Annotated in this window: 15 protein-coding genes; 8 read left to right on the forward strand and 7 right to left on the reverse strand. The window is 70.7% G+C overall.

Annotated features, from left to right (window positions below; all coding sequences use genetic code 11):
- Window positions 1-22: 22 nt before the first annotated feature.
- On the forward strand, window positions 23-1,183 hold the full coding sequence (locus tag ACFYZA_RS12295) for an acyltransferase family protein (RefSeq protein ID WP_388489730.1): 1,161 nt from the start codon (window positions 23-25) through the stop codon (window positions 1,181-1,183).
- Window positions 1,184-1,358: 175 nt separating this feature from the next.
- Here ACFYZA_RS12295 and ACFYZA_RS12300 read toward each other — a convergent pair whose 3' ends face one another.
- Complete coding sequence (locus ACFYZA_RS12300) at window positions 1,359-2,939, reverse strand: methylmalonyl-CoA mutase (RefSeq protein ID WP_382591881.1); 1,581 nt, start codon at window positions 2,937-2,939, stop codon at window positions 1,359-1,361.
- Between the two features lie 200 nt (window positions 2,940-3,139).
- On the opposite strand from ACFYZA_RS12300, the gene ACFYZA_RS12305 reads away from it, so the two are divergent.
- On the forward strand, window positions 3,140-4,039 hold the full coding sequence (locus ACFYZA_RS12305; RefSeq protein ID WP_382591878.1) for a L,D-transpeptidase family protein: 900 nt from the start codon (window positions 3,140-3,142) through the stop codon (window positions 4,037-4,039).
- 299 nt (window positions 4,040-4,338) lie between these two features.
- On the opposite strand, the gene ACFYZA_RS12310 is transcribed toward ACFYZA_RS12305, so the two are convergent.
- The 3 genes from ACFYZA_RS12310 to ACFYZA_RS12320 form a co-directional block, all read right to left on the reverse strand.
- A complete protein-coding gene (locus ACFYZA_RS12310) occupies window positions 4,339-5,367 on the reverse strand; it encodes a hypothetical protein (protein WP_388489734.1) in 1,029 nt (342 codons plus the stop codon).
- Window positions 5,367-6,029, reverse strand: coding sequence for an RNA polymerase sigma factor (locus ACFYZA_RS12315; RefSeq protein ID WP_382591999.1), 663 nt, complete (start codon window positions 6,027-6,029; stop codon window positions 5,367-5,369). Before ACFYZA_RS12315 ends, ACFYZA_RS12310 begins: the two co-directional genes overlap by 1 nt.
- A 285-nt stretch (window positions 6,030-6,314) precedes the next feature.
- Window positions 6,315-7,901, reverse strand: a complete 1,587-nt coding sequence (locus tag ACFYZA_RS12320) for a glycoside hydrolase family 20 protein (RefSeq protein WP_382591996.1) — start codon at window positions 7,899-7,901, stop codon at window positions 6,315-6,317.
- A 606-nt stretch (window positions 7,902-8,507) separates the two neighbouring features.
- Between ACFYZA_RS12320 and ACFYZA_RS12325 the strand changes: the two genes are divergently transcribed.
- The 6 genes from ACFYZA_RS12325 (at window position 8,508) to ACFYZA_RS12350 (ending at window position 13,490) form a co-directional block, all read left to right on the forward strand.
- Entirely contained in the window at window positions 8,508-8,966 is a 459-nt protein-coding gene (locus tag ACFYZA_RS12325; protein WP_388489737.1) for a 2-oxo-4-hydroxy-4-carboxy-5-ureidoimidazoline decarboxylase, read from the forward strand.
- Window positions 8,967-9,132: 166 nt separating this feature from the next.
- Entirely contained in the window at window positions 9,133-9,513 is a 381-nt protein-coding gene (gene sdhC / locus ACFYZA_RS12330; protein ID WP_100574740.1) for a succinate dehydrogenase, cytochrome b556 subunit, read from the forward strand.
- Between the two features lie 8 nt (window positions 9,514-9,521).
- Entirely contained in the window at window positions 9,522-10,004 is a 483-nt protein-coding gene (locus ACFYZA_RS12335) for a succinate dehydrogenase hydrophobic membrane anchor subunit (RefSeq protein WP_382591872.1), read from the forward strand.
- A gap of 31 nt (window positions 10,005-10,035) precedes the next feature.
- Window positions 10,036-11,790 (forward strand): succinate dehydrogenase flavoprotein subunit, encoded by a 1,755-nt coding sequence (gene sdhA, locus ACFYZA_RS12340; RefSeq protein WP_382591869.1) that lies wholly within the window; start codon window positions 10,036-10,038, stop codon window positions 11,788-11,790.
- Entirely contained in the window at window positions 11,790-12,566 is a 777-nt protein-coding gene (locus ACFYZA_RS12345; protein ID WP_100574737.1) for a succinate dehydrogenase iron-sulfur subunit, read from the forward strand. The genes sdhA and ACFYZA_RS12345 overlap by 1 nt, the downstream gene beginning before the upstream one ends.
- A gap of 171 nt (window positions 12,567-12,737) precedes the next feature.
- Window positions 12,738-13,490, forward strand: coding sequence for a TetR/AcrR family transcriptional regulator (locus ACFYZA_RS12350; protein ID WP_388489741.1), 753 nt, complete (start codon window positions 12,738-12,740; stop codon window positions 13,488-13,490).
- On the opposite strand, the gene ACFYZA_RS12355 is transcribed toward ACFYZA_RS12350, so the two are convergent.
- From ACFYZA_RS12355 to ACFYZA_RS12365, 3 genes are all read right to left on the reverse strand, one after another.
- Complete coding sequence (locus ACFYZA_RS12355) at window positions 13,485-15,683, reverse strand: alpha-N-acetylglucosaminidase (RefSeq protein ID WP_388489743.1); 2,199 nt, start codon at window positions 15,681-15,683, stop codon at window positions 13,485-13,487. The genes ACFYZA_RS12350 and ACFYZA_RS12355 overlap by 6 nt on opposite strands.
- 148 nt (window positions 15,684-15,831) lie before the next feature.
- The gene (locus ACFYZA_RS12360; RefSeq protein WP_388489746.1) at window positions 15,832-17,400 is read right to left on the reverse strand and encodes an ABC transporter substrate-binding protein; all 1,569 of its coding nucleotides are present in this window, start codon (window positions 17,398-17,400) and stop codon (window positions 15,832-15,834) included.
- A gap of 131 nt (window positions 17,401-17,531) precedes the next feature.
- On the reverse strand, window positions 17,532-17,804 hold the full coding sequence (locus tag ACFYZA_RS12365) for an SCO4848 family membrane protein (RefSeq protein WP_382591857.1): 273 nt from the start codon (window positions 17,802-17,804) through the stop codon (window positions 17,532-17,534).
- Window positions 17,805-17,838: the final 34 nt, after the last annotated feature.

Raw genomic sequence — 17,838 nt, forward strand, 5'->3', positions numbered from 1 at the left:
GAACGCCGGGAAGAGGAACGCCGTGACCAACACCCTGCCGCGGGTACGAAGCACCGGCGGCGGTCAGCCGCAGGAGAGGGCGCCCGAGCGCGCCCCGGTGGCGGCCCCGGTCTCCCGGCTGCGCGCGCTCGACGGGCTGCGCCTGGTCGCCGCCCTGATGGTGGCGCTCTACCACTACGGCGGCCGCTCGGGCGACATCAGCAGGGGCTGGGGCGCCTCCCCCAAGAAGCTGTTCCCCGGCGCCCACGAATGGTTCTCGTACGGCTGCCTCGGGGTGCAGATCTTCTTCGTCATCAGCGGCTTCGTCATCTGCATGAGCGGCTGGGGCCGCCCCCTGCGCTCCTTCTTCGCCTCCCGCGTCTCCCGGCTCTACCCGGCGTACTGGGCCGCGCTGATCATCATCACCGGGGCGTTCGCGCTGCCGTGGGTGGTCTACAAGACCGTCACGCCCAGCGAGTTCGTGGTGAACCTGACCATGCTCCAGATGCCGGTCGGGGTGCCCCGGGTGCTCGGGGTGTGCTGGACGCTCTGGGCGGAGCTGCGCTTCTACGCCCTGTTCGCCGTCTGCGTGGTGCTGCCCGGCGCGACCCGGCGCCGCGTCGTGCTGTTCTGCGCGGGCTGGACGCTGGCCGCCGCGCTCACCTCGACGGCCCAACAGCCGTTCCTGAACGCCGTGTTCATGCCCGAGTACGCGTCCTTCTTCATCGGCGGCATGGGCCTGTACCTGCTGCACCGCAACCGGCGCGACGTCACCGCGTGGGGCATCGTCGCCGTCAGCTGGGCCATCGGCCAGCACTGGGCGGTCGCGGGCCTGTGGCACAAGCCGAATCCGGCGGCCTTCTCCAACCGGCACGCCTCGGTGATCATCGCCATCATCACGCTGGGCTTCGTGCTGGTCGGCCTGATCGCGCTCGGCCACCTGCGCTGGGCGAACTGGCGCTGGCTCACCGTGGCGGGCGCCCTCACCTACCCGTTCTACCTGGTCCACGAGCACCTGGGCTGGGTGGTCGTGGGCGTACTGCACCGAGGCCTGCACATCCCGGCCCCGGCCACCTTCGCCCTCACGGTCGCGGCGATGCTGCTCCTGGCCTGGCTGCTCAACCGCTACGTGGAACGCTGGGCGACGCCGCTCCTGCGCGGCGCACTGGCCCGCAAGCCGGCCCCGGCGGGCAGACCCCGCTGACCCCGGCCGAACGAGAGCCGCGGGGTCAGTCGCCGTCGAGCAGGGTGTCCACGGACAGCTCCAGGGCGACGCCCACGACTTCCGGCACCGGCACGCTCTGCCCGCGCTTTAGTGCGAGAGTGACCGGGGGCGTGCGGTTTCCGCCCCCGGCACCCGTACGGATGGAAAGCGCAGATCAGAACGCGTCCGTGGGAACGTACGTCCCCCACACCTCGCGCAGCGCGTTGCAGACCTCGCCCACCGTGGCGCGGGCCTTGAGGGCGTCCTTCATCGGGTACAGGACGTTGTCCTCGCCCTCGGCCGCCTTCTTCAGCTCGGCGAGGGCCGCGTCCACCGCCGCCTGGTCGCGCTCGGCGCGCAGGGTGGCGAGCCGGGCCGCCTGCTGGGCCTCGATCGCGGGGTCGACGCGCAGCGGCTCGTACGGGTCCTCGGTGTCGACCTTGAAGCGGTTCACGCCGACCACGACGCGCTCGCCCGAGTCGGTCTCCTGGGCGATGCGGTAGGCGGAGCGCTCGATCTCGCCCTTCTGGAAGCCGTGCTCGATCGCGTTGACCGCGCCGCCCAACTCCTCGACCTTCTGCATGAGTTCGACGGCCGCGGCCTCGACCTCGTCGGTCATCCTCTCGACGACGTACGACCCGGCGAAGGGGTCGACGGTGGCGGTCACATCGGTCTCGTACGCGAGGACCTGCTGGGTGCGCAGGGCGAGCCGGGCGCTCTTGTCCGTCGGCAGGGCGATCGCCTCGTCGAACGAGTTGGTGTGCAGCGACTGGGTGCCGCCGAGCACCGCCGCGAGGCCCTGGACGGCGACGCGGACCAGGTTGACCTCGGGCTGCTGGGCGGTGAGCTGCACGCCCGCGGTCTGCGTGTGGAAGCGCAGCATCAGCGACTTGGGGTTCTTCGCGCCGAACTCGTCCCGCATCACCCGGGCCCAGATGCGGCGCGCGGCACGGAACTTGGCGACCTCTTCGAGGATCGTGGTGCGGGAGACGAAGAAGAAGGAGAGGCGCGGCGCGAAGTCGTCCACGTCCATCCCGGCCGCGACCGCCGTGCGCACGTACTCGATGCCGTCGGCCAGCGTGAACGCGATCTCCTGCGCGGGCGAGGCCCCGGCCTCGGCCATGTGGTAGCCGGAGATCGAGATGGTGTTCCACTTGGGGATCTCGGCCCGGCAGTACTTGAAGATGTCCGCGATCAGCCGCAGGGAGGGCTTCGGCGGGAAGATGTAGGTGCCGCGCGCGATGTACTCCTTCAGCACGTCGTTCTGGATCGTGCCGGTCAACTTGTCGGCGGCGACGCCCTGTTCCTCGCCCACCAGTTGGTACATCAGGAGCAGCAGCGCGGCCGGGGCGTTGATCGTCATCGACGTCGACACCTTGTCGAGCGGGATGCCGCCGAACAGGATGCGCATGTCGTCGACGGAGTCGATGGCGACGCCCACCTTGCCGACCTCGCCGGAGGCGATCGCCGCGTCCGAGTCGTGGCCCATCTGGGTGGGCAGGTCGAAGGCGACCGAGAGGCCCATGGTGCCGTTGGCGATGAGCTGCTTGTAACGGGCGTTGGACTCGACGGCGGTGCCGAAGCCCGCGTACTGCCGCATGGTCCAGGGGCGGCCGGTGTACATCGACGGATACACGCCGCGGGTGAACGGGTACGAGCCGGGCTCGCCCAGCTTCTCGGCGGGATCCCATCCGGCGAGGGTGTCCGGTCCGTAGACCGGCTCGATGGGCAACCCGGATTCAGACTCGCGCGCCATGTGCTGTGCCTCCCGCTAGAGCTCTACTACTACTCACTGGTACCCAACCCTCGCGACGGACTGTAGCGGCGGGCGTGCGGCGGGTGGAGGGTCGCACGCTGGGAGCTTGCTCACAGCTTCCGCGATGCGTGCGGCAGCTTTTGCAACCGTTCGGGCCGGGAATCTGTCTACGGGGACACAGAGGAACAGGGGGGCGACCGATGCGCCGGAACCAACGCACCACTCTCATAGCCAGAACCCTCGCCGCGACCGCCGTCATCGCGGTGGCCGTCGGGTGCGGACCGCAGGGCGGGAAGGCGGACGCGGGCGCGCCCGCCACCCCCGCCTCGCCCTCCCCCTCGGCGCCGGCGAAGACCACGCCCTCCGCGTCGGGCTCCGCCGCCACCGACGACAAGCCGTCCGGTTCGCCGGCCGCCCCCAGCGCGTCGGCCACCAGCGCGGCCAAGCCGGCGCCCAAGCCCGCGCCGAAGGTCTTGATGTCCAACGGCTCCAAGGGCGCCCAGGTCAAGGAACTCCAGGCCAGGCTCGCCCAGATCGGCTGGTTCGACGACACCCCGACGGGCACGTACGGGGCCGCGACCACCGCCGCCGTCAAGGGCTTCCAGGGCAAGCGCGGGCTCCCCGAGTCGGGCGCGACGGACAGCGTGACCTGGGACAAGCTGCTCGGCATGACCACGAAGCCGACGGCCGACGAGCTGGCGGGCAAGGCGGTCAACAAGCCGACCGCCAAGCTGGACCCGCGCTGTATGACGGGCCGCACGATCTGCATCAGCAAGACCAGCCGCACGCTGTCGTGGGTGGTGAACGGCAAGGTCCAGTCGACGATGGACGTCCGCTTCGGCTCGCAGTACACGCCGACCCGCGAGGGCGTCTTCAAGGTCTTCGAGAAGAGCCGCGACCACGTCTCGACGATCTACCACACGGCCATGCCGTACGCGATGTTCTTCAGCGGCGGCCAGGCGGTGCACTACTCGTCGGACTTCGCGGCGCGCGGCTACAACGGCGCCTCGCACGGCTGCGTCAACGTCCGGGACAAGGCGAAGGTCTCGGCGCTGTTCGACCAGGTGAACATCGGCGACAAGGTCGTCGTCTACTGGTAGCCGACGGTCCGTGCGCCGCCCGGGGGCGGCCACGCACGGAGGGAAGTGGGGGGGCGCGGGCGGGACCGGGGGAACGTGTCCCGCCCGCGCCATTCGCGCGGAGCCATGGGTACGGGGGGAACCCCGGCTCATCTGCGCCGCCGATGACCAGTCGGCTCACTCTGTACTGCGCCGCCGTCTCAAAAAACGTTACTGCGGGTTCGAGACGGGGCGTCGAAGTCGACGGGGGTGCGCGTCGGGGGCCGTCGGAGGGTGCGCGTCGGGGCGGATCACCGGGCCGTCAGGGGCGCTCCGGTTCGTCAGTGCGAGACGGCCGGGCCGAGCGCTCCGGGCCTGAGCCAGTCCAGGAGCTTGCCGGGGTGGGGCACCACGGAGCTCTGCTTGCCGCCGCCCCCGCCCCCGTACTTGTGCTCGGGGCTGTCGCCGTCGCCCTTCCCCTTGCCGTTGCCCCTGCCCCCGCCGCCCGGGCCGTTGCCACCGGAACCCGCGGCTGAGCCGGACTTGCCGGGCCGGCCGTCGAGGACGAGGTCGCAGAACCCCTTCAGGGCGGCCGACCCGTGGGCCTCGGACTCCAGGTCGCGGCGCTTGGCGGTGTCGAGCTTCCCCGAGCGGTACTCGCGGCAGGCCTCGGTCGTCCTGGCCAGCCACTGGCCGCCGGCCGCGGCGCCGCCCGCGTCGCCCTCGCCCTCGCCCGGGTCGCCGCCCGGCTGGGTGCCGTCCTTGCGGCCGGGGTCGGAAGTGCCGCCCGTGGCAGGGCCGCTGGGGCTCGCCGGGCGCGTGGGGTCGCCGGGGGTGGGCGCGCCGGAGGAGGGCGCGGCCCGGTCGGGGCTCGGGGAGCCCGGGGGCAGGGAGTGCGAGGGCGAGGTGGCGACGGGGCCCGGGGTCACGGCCGCCGAGACGGTGGACGCGGGCGCGGGATCGTGCTCGTCGGAGGCGAAGGGGCCCGGCAGCACACCGGTGCCCGCGGCGACCGCGACCCCGCCGATCGCACAGCAGGCCAGCGCCGCGGCGAGGCCCAGGCGCACCGGCGCGAAGCGTCTGCGCCGGGGTGACTCGGGCAGCTGGGCGACCCGGCCGACCCGTACGACACCGAGGGCTTCGCCGTTGTCGGCGGCGCCTTCGGGGCGGGCCTTGCGGAAGGCCGCCAAGGCGGCTTCCTCGCCGGGGAGTTCGGTGGTGGCCGGTTCGGTGGGGCCGAGGGAACGCAGCAGGGCCGTGAGGCGGTCCGCCTCGGCGCGGGCCCGCTCGTCACCGGGCTCGACCCCTTCGCCGCGCAGCAGTCGCTCGGCGGCTTCCCGGTCAAGCCACTCGTGCCGCTCGTCAGCCATCACATGTCCTTCTGCGTCCGGGCGCGCGATTGCGTCACACCGCGTTCCGGCGCACGCTGCGACGGCACGGCACCCAGCTCCTCCGCATCCTGGGCCACGTCCCCTGCGGAGCCGTCCGCGCCGAGCAGTTCAGCAAGCCGCTTCAGGCCCCGGTGCGCGGCGGTCCGCACCGCGCCGGGCCGTTTGCCCAGGGTCTGCGCCGCGCTCTTCGCGTCGAGGCCGACCACCACGCGCAGGACCACGGCCTCGGCCTGGTCCTGCGGGAGCTGGGCGATGAGCGCCATCGTACGTCCGGTGCCGAGCGCCTCCATCGCCTCGTCGGCGGTGTCACAGGCGGCGGCCCGCGCGGTCAGCTCGCTCTCGTCGCCGCCGACGGCGGGCCTGCGGCCGCGCATCCGGATGTGGTCGAGGGCGCGGTTGCGGGCGATGCGGGCGGCCCAGCCGCGGAACCGGTCGGCGTCGCCCTCGAAGCGTTCGAGGTCGCGGGCGATCTGGAGCCAGGCCTCGGAGGCCACGTCCTCGGTGTCGGGGTCGCCGACCAGGGTGCGGATGTAGCCGAGCAGGCGCGGGTGGACAGCGCGATAGACAGCACGGAAGGCTTCCTCGTCCCCGTCCTGCGCCCTGAGCACCGCGGCGGTCAGCTCCGCGTCGTCCCCCAGCAATCCCTGCACCCTGTCTTGACTGACTGTTTCGATGTCACCGCTGGTCACCACTGCCGCGTCCCCGAACGCGCGTCTGCACGCTACGGCCTCCGCGCCCCATAAGTCCACGACTTGTACAACCTGCAACAACCCACTGACACAGCGGGGTGTGACAGAAAACGCACGCTCGGCGCTGAAGCAAGTACGGGGTCGCCACAACGGCCCCGCCGGAAGACGGCCGGGGCCTCTCCTGTGGGGGGTGGCGGCCCCGGTCGTCCTCCGCACCCCGGGCCCGCGCCGGCCCGCTCAGCCCAGCCGGTCCGCCAGGGACTTGAAGTCCTCCCAGTCCATGGCCGGCGTCCGCGCGTCCCACAGCTTCTGGGCCGTCGCCCGCAGCGGCAGCCGGATGCCGCGTGCCACCTGCTCCTCGGTCTGCGCGCCGGGCACGTCCGACCAGATCGCGAACCGGCCGCCCAGGATCTGCCCGGCGTACTTGCCGTCCACGGGCTTGGTCCCGCGCACCACGAGCGGCGTCCACTCCTCGTAGATCCGCTTGCCCGTCGGGTACTTGTAGGTGCCCGGCTCGCCCAGGACGTAGTACAGGTACTCGTCGTTGAGGTTGACCAGCGAGCGGCCCTGGGCGAGCAGCTCCTCCGGCGCCCGCTCGCCGGGCTCCTTGCCGGTCCAGTACTCGACCTCGCGGCCCTGGTCCGCGGCCACCTCGCCGCCGGCGAAGAAGCCGTCGTTCCACGCCTTCAGGGTGCGCCCCGCGTTGGCCGAACGGAGCACCGCGGCACGGTCGTTGAGCCAGCCCGTCGCCAGGTCCCGGATGCCCGCCTTGGGCCCGTACTTGGCGCGGGCCGCGTCCGCCAGGCCCGGATAGGCGGCCTCCGGGGACTTGGTGGTCAGCGCCTGGTACTCGTCGCCGCCCAGGTGCCAGTACGCGCCGGGGAACAGGTCGGCGTACTCGCGCAGCAGGTCGTCGACGATCCGGCCGGATCCGGGGTTGGCGATGTCGATGGCGCCCCGGACCGCCTTGCCGTCCTTGTCGCGCAGCTGGAGGTCGGGGTGGGCGGCGAGCACCGCGCCCAGGTGTCCGGGCGAGTCGATCTCGGGGATCACCGTGATGTGCAGCTTGGTGGCGAGCGCGACGATCCGCTGCACGTCGCGCTTGCTGAGGTGCTCGCGCGAGACGATCTCGGGGTGGCTGGAGGACTCGATGCGGAAGCCCTGGTCGTCGGAGAAGTGCAGCCCGAGCTGGTTGAGCTTGAGGTCGGCCATCTGGCGCAGCTGGTCCTCGATCCACGCCTCGGTGTACGGCTTGCGCGCGATGTCGAGGTTGAGGCCGCGCTGCGGCTCGTCCGGCCGGTCCTCGACCACGCCCTCGGGCATCACGCCGCCGCCCTTGAGCGCCTGCTTGAGGGTGCGGGTGCCGTAGAAGACCCCGGCGTCGTCGGCCCCGGTGATCCGCACCCGCCGGTCGCGGGTGGTCAGCGTGTACGACTCGGGCACGGCCTTCTGGCCGGCCGGCGGCGGGGCGAGGGCCAGCTCGACGTCGCCCTCGCGGGGCTGACCGCCGAGCACGTAGTCGGCGCCGAGCTCCTGCGCGAAGAGCTTGCCCTCGTCGGCGAGGCTCTGGCTGTTGACGTCCACGATCACCCGCGTCGCGTCCACCGGCCGGAAGCCGGGCCCGCGGGCCGGCCGGTGTTCGCGCACGGAGGGGACGGTCCGGGGCGGCGAGGAGATCGGGTAGATCGGCGAGGGGGAGGGCAGTGTGGACGAGGCACGCTTGTTGTCGGCCGGGCCGCCGTGCCCACCGTGGGTGTCGTCGTCCGGCCAGACCGCGATGATCAGGGCGAGCACCGCGGCGCCCGCCACGGCCACCTTGAGCATCAGGGCGCGCCGCCCGCGCGGCCGGTGCAGCCAGGCGGGGCGGGACCTCGGGGCGCGCGGCTGGGAGGCGCGGGCCTCGGACGACGGCGAGGACGACCGCTTCGGGTCCCCGGCTCCCGGCATCCGGGCCCGTGACATCCTGAAACGCGGCATCACTCAGAAACCTCCCGTCCAACAACAGTAAGGCCGGACCCGATCGCCCCGGATACCGGCCGGACGACTGGGGCGAAGGTACGCCGAAGCACCCGGGAGTCCGTCCACAGCGCGCGGCCCGGTGTGCACGTCCGGGTGAAAATCGCGCAACAGTCGGGCAGCTCGCTTTCCACGTGGATAGCGTGGCGGCACTCCCACCTCACTTTCCACCCCAGTCTCCGTGCTCCGCAGCACGTCCCGTCCCGTACTGCCGCGTCCCGCGCAGTGTTCGAGGAGCCCACGCTGTCCAGCGATTCCCACGCCGGCCCCCGGAAGCGACCGCCGACACTCCATCACACTCCTCGTGCCCAGGGGTGGGCGGCCATACCGAATCAGAACCGGGGCACATCCGTTCCGGCGGCCCCGCCGCGGCCCGGCGGCCTCGACCGTTTCAACCGTGCCGCCGACGGCGCGGTGGAAACGGCCCTGCTCGCGTGCTGTGCGAGCCGCCGATGGGCGCTGCGCCTCGCCGCCCACCGCCCCTACCCGGACCTGAACTCGCTCCTCGCCGCGGCCGACGAGGCCAGCTACGACCTGAGCGCCAGCGACCTCGCCGAGGCGCTGGCCGACGAGTCCTCGCCGGGCCTGCACGAGAGCGCTCCGCAGTCCGCGCACACGGCACTGCGGGCCGCGCACGCCGCGTACGAGAGCAGTTTCGGGCACGCCTTCGTGATCTGTCTCGACGGGTTCAGCCCGGCCGAGCACCTCGACCAGGTGCTCAGCGGGATCCGGCTGCGGCTGAACAACGAGTGGGACGAGGAGCGCTCGATCGCCGCCGACGAACTGCGCCGCCTCGCCCGCGCCCGACTCGCCCATCTCGTGGCAAGTCACCCCGAACCAGACGCGCCGAGCGGCGCGCAACGCGTTCTCTAGGCCGTACGAGCCTGTTTGATTGCCTGTTTGATCACACCTATGGACCCGGCGCAAGGGAACCGACATCTCGTCGCTACGATGACCGGGGCCGGTGGACCGTACCCGGCCGGGTCAGACCGACACTGAAGCCGGCCGGCCCTCAACACCGCTCCCGGAGGGTTCTTCCGTGCCGGCTGGAACGCTGTACCGCGGCCGGGAAGGAATGTGGTCCTGGGTGGCTCATCGAGTCACCGGCGTCCTCATTTTCTTCTTCCTGTTCGTCCACGTCCTCGACACCGCTCTCGTGCGTGTCTCCCCCGAGGCGTACGACAAAGTCGTGGCGACCTACAAGACGCCCATCGTCGCGTGTCTGGAATACGGCCTGGTGGCCGCCATCCTGTTCCACGCGCTCAACGGCCTGCGCATCATCGCGGTCGACTTCTGGGCCAAGGGCCCGCGCTACCAGAAGCAGATGCTCTGGACCGTCGTGGGCGTCTGGGTCGTGCTGATGGTGGGCGCGCTCTACCCGGTGCTCGGCCATGCCGTCCGTGAACTGTTCGGGAGCTGAGGACTGAGATGTCTGCCGAAACCTCTTCCGCTGCCGCGATCGGCGAAGTCGAGGGCGCGAGCCTGTACGACACCGATCACCCGGCCCCGCTCATCGAGGCCCCCCGCCGGCGCACCAAGAAGACCCCGAAGTCCACCCGTACGAACTTCGAGCTGTACGGCTGGATGTTCATGCGGCTGTCCGGCATCGTGCTGGTCGTCCTGGTCCTCGGGCACCTGCTGATCCAGCTCGTCCTCGACGGCGGCGTCTCCAAGATCGGCTTCGCGTTCGTCGCGGGCCGCTGGGCGTCCCCGTTCTGGCAGATCTGGGACCTGGCCATGCTGTGGCTGGCCATGCTGCACGGCGCCAACGGCCTGCGCACCGTCATCAACGACTACGCGCAGCGGGACAACACCCGCTTCTGGCTGAAGATGCTGCTCTACACCGCCACGGTGTTCACCGTCCTGCTGGGCACGCTGGTGATCTTCACCTTCGACCCGAACATCCGCTAGGCCACGGGCTGAGGGACTGAGGAATTCTCTGATGAAGATCCACAAGTACGACACCGTCATCGTCGGCGCCGGCGGCGCCGGCATGCGCGCGGCCATCGAGTCGACCAAGCGCAGCCGCACCGCCGTTCTGACGAAGCTCTACCCCACTCGCTCCCACACGGGCGCGGCGCAGGGCGGCATGGCCGCAGCGCTCGCCAACGTGGAGGAGGACAACTGGGAGTGGCACACCTTCGACACGATCAAGGGCGGCGACTACCTGGTCGACCAGGATGCCGCCGAGATCCTGGCGAAGGAGGCCATCGACGCCGTCCTCGACCTGGAGAAGATGGGCCTGCCGTTCGGCCGCACGCCCGCCGGTGAGATCGACCAGCGCCGTTTCGGCGGTCACTCCCGCAACCACGGCGAGGCCCCGGTCCGCCGTGCCTGCTACTCGGGCGACCGCACCGGCCACATGATCCTCCAGACCCTCTACCAGAACTGCATCAAGGAGGGCGTGGAGTTCTTCAACGAGTTCTACGTCCTCGATCAGCTCCTGGTCGAGGAGGACGGCGTCAAGAAGTCCGCCGGCGTCGTCGCCTACGAGCTGGCGACCGGCGAGATCCACGTCTTCCAGGCCAAGTCGGTCGTGTACGCCTCGGGCGGCACCGGCAAGTTCTTCAAGGTGACCTCCAACGCGCACACCCTGACCGGTGACGGCCAGGCCGCGTGCTACCGCCGCGGACTGCCCCTGGAGGACATGGAGTTCTTCCAGTTCCACCCGACGGGCATCTGGCGCATGGGCATCCTGCTGACGGAGGGCGCCCGCGGTGAGGGCGGCATCCTCCGCAACAAGGACGGCGAGCGCTTCATGGAGAAGTACGCGCCGGTCATGAAGGACCTCGCGTCCCGTGACGTCGTCTCGCGCTCCATCTACACGGAGATCCGCGAGGGCCGCGGCTGCGGTCCCGAGGGCGACCACGTCTACCTCGACCTGACGCACCTCCCGCCGGAGCAGCTCGACGCCAAGCTCCCGGACATCACGGAGTTCGCGCGCACCTACCTCGGCATCGAGCCCTACACGGACCCGATCCCGATCCAGCCCACCGCGCACTACGCCATGGGCGGCATCCCGACCAACGTCCAGGGTGAGGTCCTCAGCGACAACACCACGGTCGTCCCGGGTCTGTACGCGGCCGGCGAGGTCGCCTGCGTCTCCGTGCACGGCGCCAACCGTCTGGGCACCAACTCGCTCCTGGACATCAACGTGTTCGGCAAGCGCGCGGGCATCGCCGCCGCCGAGTACGCGCACACCACGGAGTTCGCCGAGCTTCCGGAGAACCCGGCGGCGCAGGTCCAGGCGCAGGTCGAGAACCTGCTGTCGGCGACCGGCACCGAGCGCGTCGCGGTCATCCGCAAGGAGCTGCAGGAGACCATGGACGCCAACGTCATGGTCTTCCGCACCGAGCAGACGATCAAGACGGCGGTCGAGAAGATCGCCGAGCTGCGCGAGCGGTACCTGAACGTGTCCGTCCAGGACAAGGGCAAGCGGTTCAACACCGACCTCCTGGAGGCCATCGAGCTGGGCAACCTGCTCGACCTGGCCGAGGTCATGGCCGTCTCCGCGCTGGCCCGCAAGGAGTCCCGCGGCGGTCACTACCGCGAGGACTACCCGAACCGCGACGACGTCAACTTCATGCGCCACACCATGGCGTACCGCGAGGTCGCGGACGGCGGCAAGGACTCGATCCGCCTCGACTACAAGCCCGTCGTCCAGACCCGCTACCAGCCGATGGAGCGTAAGTACTGATGGCAACCCCGACCCTGGACAAGGCCGACACGGCAGGCGCGCCGGAGCCCGGCTTCGCGGACTCGCCCTACATCACGGTCACCTTCCGCATCCGCCGCTTCAACCCGGAGATCTCCGAGGAAGCGACGTGGGAGGACTTCCAGCTGGAGATCGACCCGAAGGAGCGCGTGCTCGACGGTCTCCACAAGATCAAGTGGGAGCTGGACGGGTCCCTGACCTTCCGCCGCTCCTGCGCGCACGGCATCTGCGGTTCCGACGCCATGCGCATCAACGGCAAGAACCGCCTCGCCTGCAAGACGCTGATCAAGGACATCAACCCGTCCAAGCCCATCACCATCGAGGCCATCAAGGGCCTCACGGTCCAGAAGGACCTGGTCGTGGACATGGAGCCGTTCTTCCAGGCGTACCGCGACGTGATGCCCTTCCTCATCACGAAGGGCAACGAGCCGACCCGCGAGCGTCTGCAGTCGCCGGAGGACCGCGAGCGCTTCGACGACACGACCAAGTGCATCCTGTGCGCGGCGTGCACGTCCTCGTGCCCGGTCTTCTGGAACGACGGCCAGTACTTCGGCCCGGCCGCGATCGTGAACGCGCACCGCTTCATCTTCGACAGCCGTGACGAGGCGGGCGAGCAGCGCCTGGAGATCCTCAACGACAAGGACGGCGTGTGGCGTTGCCGCACCACGTTCAACTGCACCGACGCGTGCCCCCGTGGCATCGAGGTCACCAAGGCCATCCAGGAAGTGAAGCGCGCCCTGATCACGCGCCGCTTCTGACCCCTGTACGCGCCCGAGGGCCCCGCACCCGGAAGTCCGCTTCCGGGTGCGGGGCCCTCATCCGTCGCGGTGAGCGCGCGGTGATCCCGGCGGGGGCGCGCCCGGCCCACGGTGACGGCCTCGGCCGAACCCTCGCGTCGCCCCGGCCGCCCGGCCGATTAGGCTCTTGCCGTGGCACAGAACGCGCGTGACGAGACGGATGCCGAGCCGGCCGGGGCCCGGCCCGCCAAGGGGGAGCAGACTCGCACCCTCATTCTGGAGACCGCCATGCGGCTCTTCCAGGAGCGGGGGTACTACAAGACCACGATGCGGGTCATCGCGCAGGAGGCCGGGGTCTCCGTCGGGAACGCGTACTACTACTTCGCCGGCAAGGAGCACCTGATCCAGGGCTTCTACGACCGGATCGCGGCCGAGCACCAGGCGGCGGTGCGCGAGGTCCTCGACACCGAGACCGATCTGGAGGCGCGGCTCGCCGGGGTGCTGCGGGTCTGGCTGGACATCGCCTCGCCGTACCACGAGTTCGCGGCCCAGTTCTTCAAGAACGCGGCCGACCCGGACAGCCCGCTCAGCCCGTTCTCCTCGGAGTCGGAGCACGCGCGGCAGGAGGCGATCTCCGTGCACCGGGAGGTCCTGGCCGGCACGAAGACAAAAGTGCCGGCCGAACTCGTCGACGTACTGCCCGAGTTGATGTGGCTGTCGCAGATGGGGCTCGTCCTGTACTGGGTCTTCGACCGCTCCCCCGGGCGCGAGCGGAGCTACCGGCTCGCGGCGCGGGGGGCCAAGCTCACCACCCGGGGCGTCGCGCTCGCCCGGTTCCGGGTGCTGCGGCCGCTCGTCCACGAGGTGCACGAGCTGTTCACGGACTTCCTGCCGGGGATGTCCCAGGCCGCGGCCTCCCGCAAGAAGTCGCCCGGCACGTCATAGGTCCAGGGCCGCCCGCACCTCCCGCGCCACCCGCACGATGTCGCCCTTCGGCTCCGCCGCGTACGCCGGGTGGGTGCGCGTCCAGTTCTCCTCCAGGGCGTACCAGTCGACCGGCTCCGCAGGGCGGCCCGTGGCCAGGGCGGCCGTCAGGGTGTCGAAGTAGGTGCGCCAGCGCAGCGTGTAGAGGCCGCCGACCAGGCCCGACCACTCCCGGTTCGCGTAGTCGTGCAGGGTGCCGCCGTCGGCCGCCGCGCGGGGACCCCAGACCGTGAGCAGCGACACCGCGTCGTGGGCGAGGCGGTCCTTCTCCTGTGCCGTGGCGCCCCACGACCGCGCGTCCGCGATCCAGCGGCCCAGCAGATGACCCCGGTCGGTCGCCACCACCCGCTCCAGGAGGGCCAGGTCGCGCAGCCACTCGGCGGTCAGCGCCCCGAACCCGTCCCTGTCCCCGCTCTCGTAGGCGTCCCGGATGCGCGGCAGCAGCAGGCGGGACTCGTTCGAGAGGGTCTGGCGGGTCACGTCGAGCAGGTCGTAGCGGTAGGCCGACGAGGTGCGCAGCTTCGGGGCGACCGCCAGGAGGGCCGGCAGGGCCTCGGCGAACTCCTCGGCGTCGTAGCGGAGCCGGGGCGGCGACCAGAAGCCGCCCGAGGTCACCGACAGGCCGGGCCGGGCGCCGAACAGGCCGTCCGCCGCCTCGCTCCAGGAGTCGGCGCGGGTGGTGCCGTACGCGGTGCGGCGCAGGACGTCCCACGCCTCGGCCGCGTGCCCGTCGGCGGCGCCGTACCGGTAGCGCGGCCACTGGCCGAACCACTCCTCCAGATCGACGGGGCCGTCCGTCCAGGGCAGGTCGGAGAAGAGCGCGAAGGCGGCGGGATTGTTGTCCGCGCCCTCCGGCATGAGCGCGATGCCGTCCAGGGCGCTGTCCGGCTTGGTGCGCCAACTCTCGTACAGGGAGGCCCAGTCGGGGGTGTTGGCGCCCATCGCGGTGTGGCCGCCGAAGTTCCAGATCGACCCGAACGCGTACGGGGTGCCCTCCCAGGACGCCTCGCGGTCGGTGACCGAGGGGTAGTGGTCGGAGAGGCCGTCGACGACGAACAGCTTCGTCTTGTCCACCGCCTCGATGATCTCCTTGTGCGGGTTCTGCTGCCAGCCGAGGATGCTCCAGACCGCCCCGGGGTGCGCGGTGCGCAGCGCCTTCTCGACGGCCCGGGCGGCCGCGCCGATCGGCACGTCACCGGGGGTGCCGCCCTCGTGCAGCAGGTCCATCTTGTACATGGTGGTGGCGCCGAGCAGTTCGTCCTGTACGCGGTAGAACGTGGCCGCGACCCGGGCGAAGTGCTCGTCGCGCGGGTCCAGCCAGTCGGGGCGGGCGAAGCCGCCCCAGATGCCCTGCAGCACCACGTGCGCGCCCGGGTTGCGGTCGGCGAAGCCGGGCGGGAGCGTGCCGAAGTAGCCGGGCAGCACCGGGGTCATGCCGAGCTCGCGCAGCCGGCCCACGATCCGGGAGGCCAACTCGGCTCGCTGGTCCAGGAGTTGCCGGGAGACCGGGCCGCCGAAGCCGGACATGTTCTGGAGCAGCCACCAGGGCTGGTGCGCGGGACCCGGGAGCCAGTCGCGCAACTCGGCGTCGTGGTAGCCGTGTTGGAGGAAGGTGCGGTGGTAGACGGTGTCGGCGCCGAGGTAGACGAGCACCTCGTTGTAGCCGTGCAGGGCCAGGACGTCGAGCTCCCGCTCCCAGTACGACCAGTCGTGATAGGGCCCGGTGTAGCCGTCGTTGGTGTCGTTGAAGACGAAGCGGTGCGTGACGTTGGCCGTCCGCTCGATGGGCGAGGGCACCGCGGGGAGCAGCCGGGGCAGCCGGGTCTGCTCGCCCGCCCAGGAGATGTGGGCGTGCGCGATCTGCCTCAAGTACCGGTGGAATCCGGTGAGTTGGACGGCCGGAGTGCTGCCTTCGACCAGGATCTCACCGGCCCCGCCCGAGACGCGGAAGCGGTCGCGGCCGGCCGCGCGCGGCAACGTGCGGAAGGTGACCTGGTCGAGGTGGGCGGGCAGCAGCCGGGCCAGGGCCCGCGCGGCGGGCCCCCGGGCGGCCTCGGCACCGGCCGCGGTGGCGTACCCGGTCCCGGTGCCCGCCCCGAGGGCGAGGGCCGATCCGGCGAGTGAGCTCAGCAGCGTACGACGGGAAAGGCGCATCCTCCGACGGAAGCAGCGCGTCCGTCGGCGGTCAATGGAGCAGAACCGGTGGCTACCCGGACAGAAGCCCTTTGGGCCAACGCCGGAACACCGGTTCCCCCCGGGCCGGTACCGGGCCGGGGGGAGGCGGGCCGGCGGCGGCCTGAGGTCAGATCCAGCCCAGCTCCCACAGGCGCCACACGCCCGTGCCGTCCGACAGGTACTGCGAGCCGCTGACGTCCTTGTTGCCGAGGACGTAGTTCTTGCCCTGCCACAGCGGGACCAGCGGAACGTCCTGGGCGACCTTCTCCTGGATCGCCTTGAAGTCGTCGGCGGCCCTGCCCCGGTCGGTGAACTCCTGCGTGCTCCTGATGAGTTCGTCGACGGTCTTGTCGGAGTAGTTGTTGTGGAGGCTGTTTCCGGTGCCGACGAGCGGCTGGCCGAAGTTGTCCGGGTCGGGGAAGTCGGCGAGCCAGCCCGCGGTGTACGAGTCGTACTTGCCCTCGGCGTAGTTCTGCTGCATCTTCGGCCAGTCCGGCTCGGCGATGAGGTTGACCTTGAACAGGCCGTCCTTCTCCAGCTGCGCCTTGAGCTGCTCGGCCTCCGCGCCGTTCGCGCCGAGCTTGCGGTAGGCCATGTTGAAGGTGACCGGGAGCTGCTCGCCCGCCGACTTCAGGAGGTTCTTCGCCTTGGCCGGGTCGGGCTTGGGGTAGGCGTCGAAGAACGCGGTGCTGTGGCCGGTGAAGCCCTGCGGGATCACCGAGTACAGCGGGTCGACGGTGCCGAGGTAGACCGTGGAGGCGAGCGCCGCGCGGTCGACGAGGGCGGCCGCGGCCTCGCGGACCTTGGTCTTGGAGACCGGGCTCGACGACTTCAGGTTGAAGTTGAGCTGGCGGGTGTCGTAGCCGGGCGAGGTGGTGATCCGCAGGTCCGGCCCCGGCGAGAGCTTGGCGAGCACCTCAGGCGGCATCTCCCGGTGCGTCACGTCGACCTGCTTGGCCTGCCAGGCGGCGTTCAGCTGGTCGGCCTCGGCGAAGTACCGGACCGTGATGGGCAGGCCCTTCTTGGTCACCGCGCCCTTGTAACCGGGGTTGGGCTCCAGGCTCGCGCTGACCGGGCTGCCGGACCCGTCCTTCTTGTACTCCTTGAGCAGGTACGGACCCGAGCCGACGACCGAGTCCTCCTTGCGGAGGGCGTTCGGCGGGTACTGGCTGCTGTCGACGATCGAGCCCGCGCCGGTGGCCAGCTTGGACGGGAACGTGGCGTCCTTGCTCTTCAGGTTGAAGGTGACCGTGTCCCCCTGGGCCTGCACCGAGCCGAGCTGAGAGAACAGCGGGGCGGGGCCGAGCTTGTCGGAGATCTTCAGCATCCGGTCGAAGGAGTACTTCACGTCCTCGGCGGTCATCTTGCGCCCGCTGGAGAAGGTGACGTCGTCACGCATCACGCACTGGTACGTCTGGAGCTTCTGCCCGACGAAGGTGCAGCTTTTGGCGGCGTCCGGGACCGGCGTGGTGCTGCCCTGCCGGAAGGTGAGCAACGACTGGTAGACGTTGTTGTAGATCGCCCAGGAGCCGGCGTCGTAGGCGCCCGCCGGGTCGAGCGAGGTGATGACGTCGGTGGTGCCGACGACGATGGGGTCCTTCTTCGCCTGGTCGGACGGCAACAGCTGCCAGCCGCCGACTCCGACGACCACCACTGCCGCACCAATCGCCAGAATCCGCATACGGATCGACCGCATCGCCGTGCTCTCCTCGGAACGCCCCACCCTGCAAGACGCGCGGAGTCAGCACGCTGCGCCTGTGATGACGCTCACCCAATCACACGACCTTCACATTGTGGAAGGGTCAACCTTCTACTCACAGCTACTTGTTAGCCGAGCGTGACGGAACTCTCCGTAGCCGCTCGTTCACGCCTCAGCTGGCGCAACGAACGGAACCCGATGAAGCCCACGCCCGTCCCCAGGAGAAACGAGGTGATGGCGAGCAGCAGGTGGACCCAGAAGTAGGCGGTCGGATCCCCGGCGGCGTCGAAGGCGAGCCCGCTGCCGTCCTTCCATAGGTTCTTCACGAAAGTGGTCCAGATGACCCAGCTCCACGCGCCGAAGGCGAGCAGGAACCAGGAGAGGGGGCGGCTGAGTTTCATGGGTCCAGTATCGGACGCGGCGGCCGGACACCTC

The organism is Streptomyces sp. NPDC001828 (assembly GCF_042892175.1).
Lineage (GTDB): Bacteria > Actinomycetota > Actinomycetes > Streptomycetales > Streptomycetaceae > Streptomyces.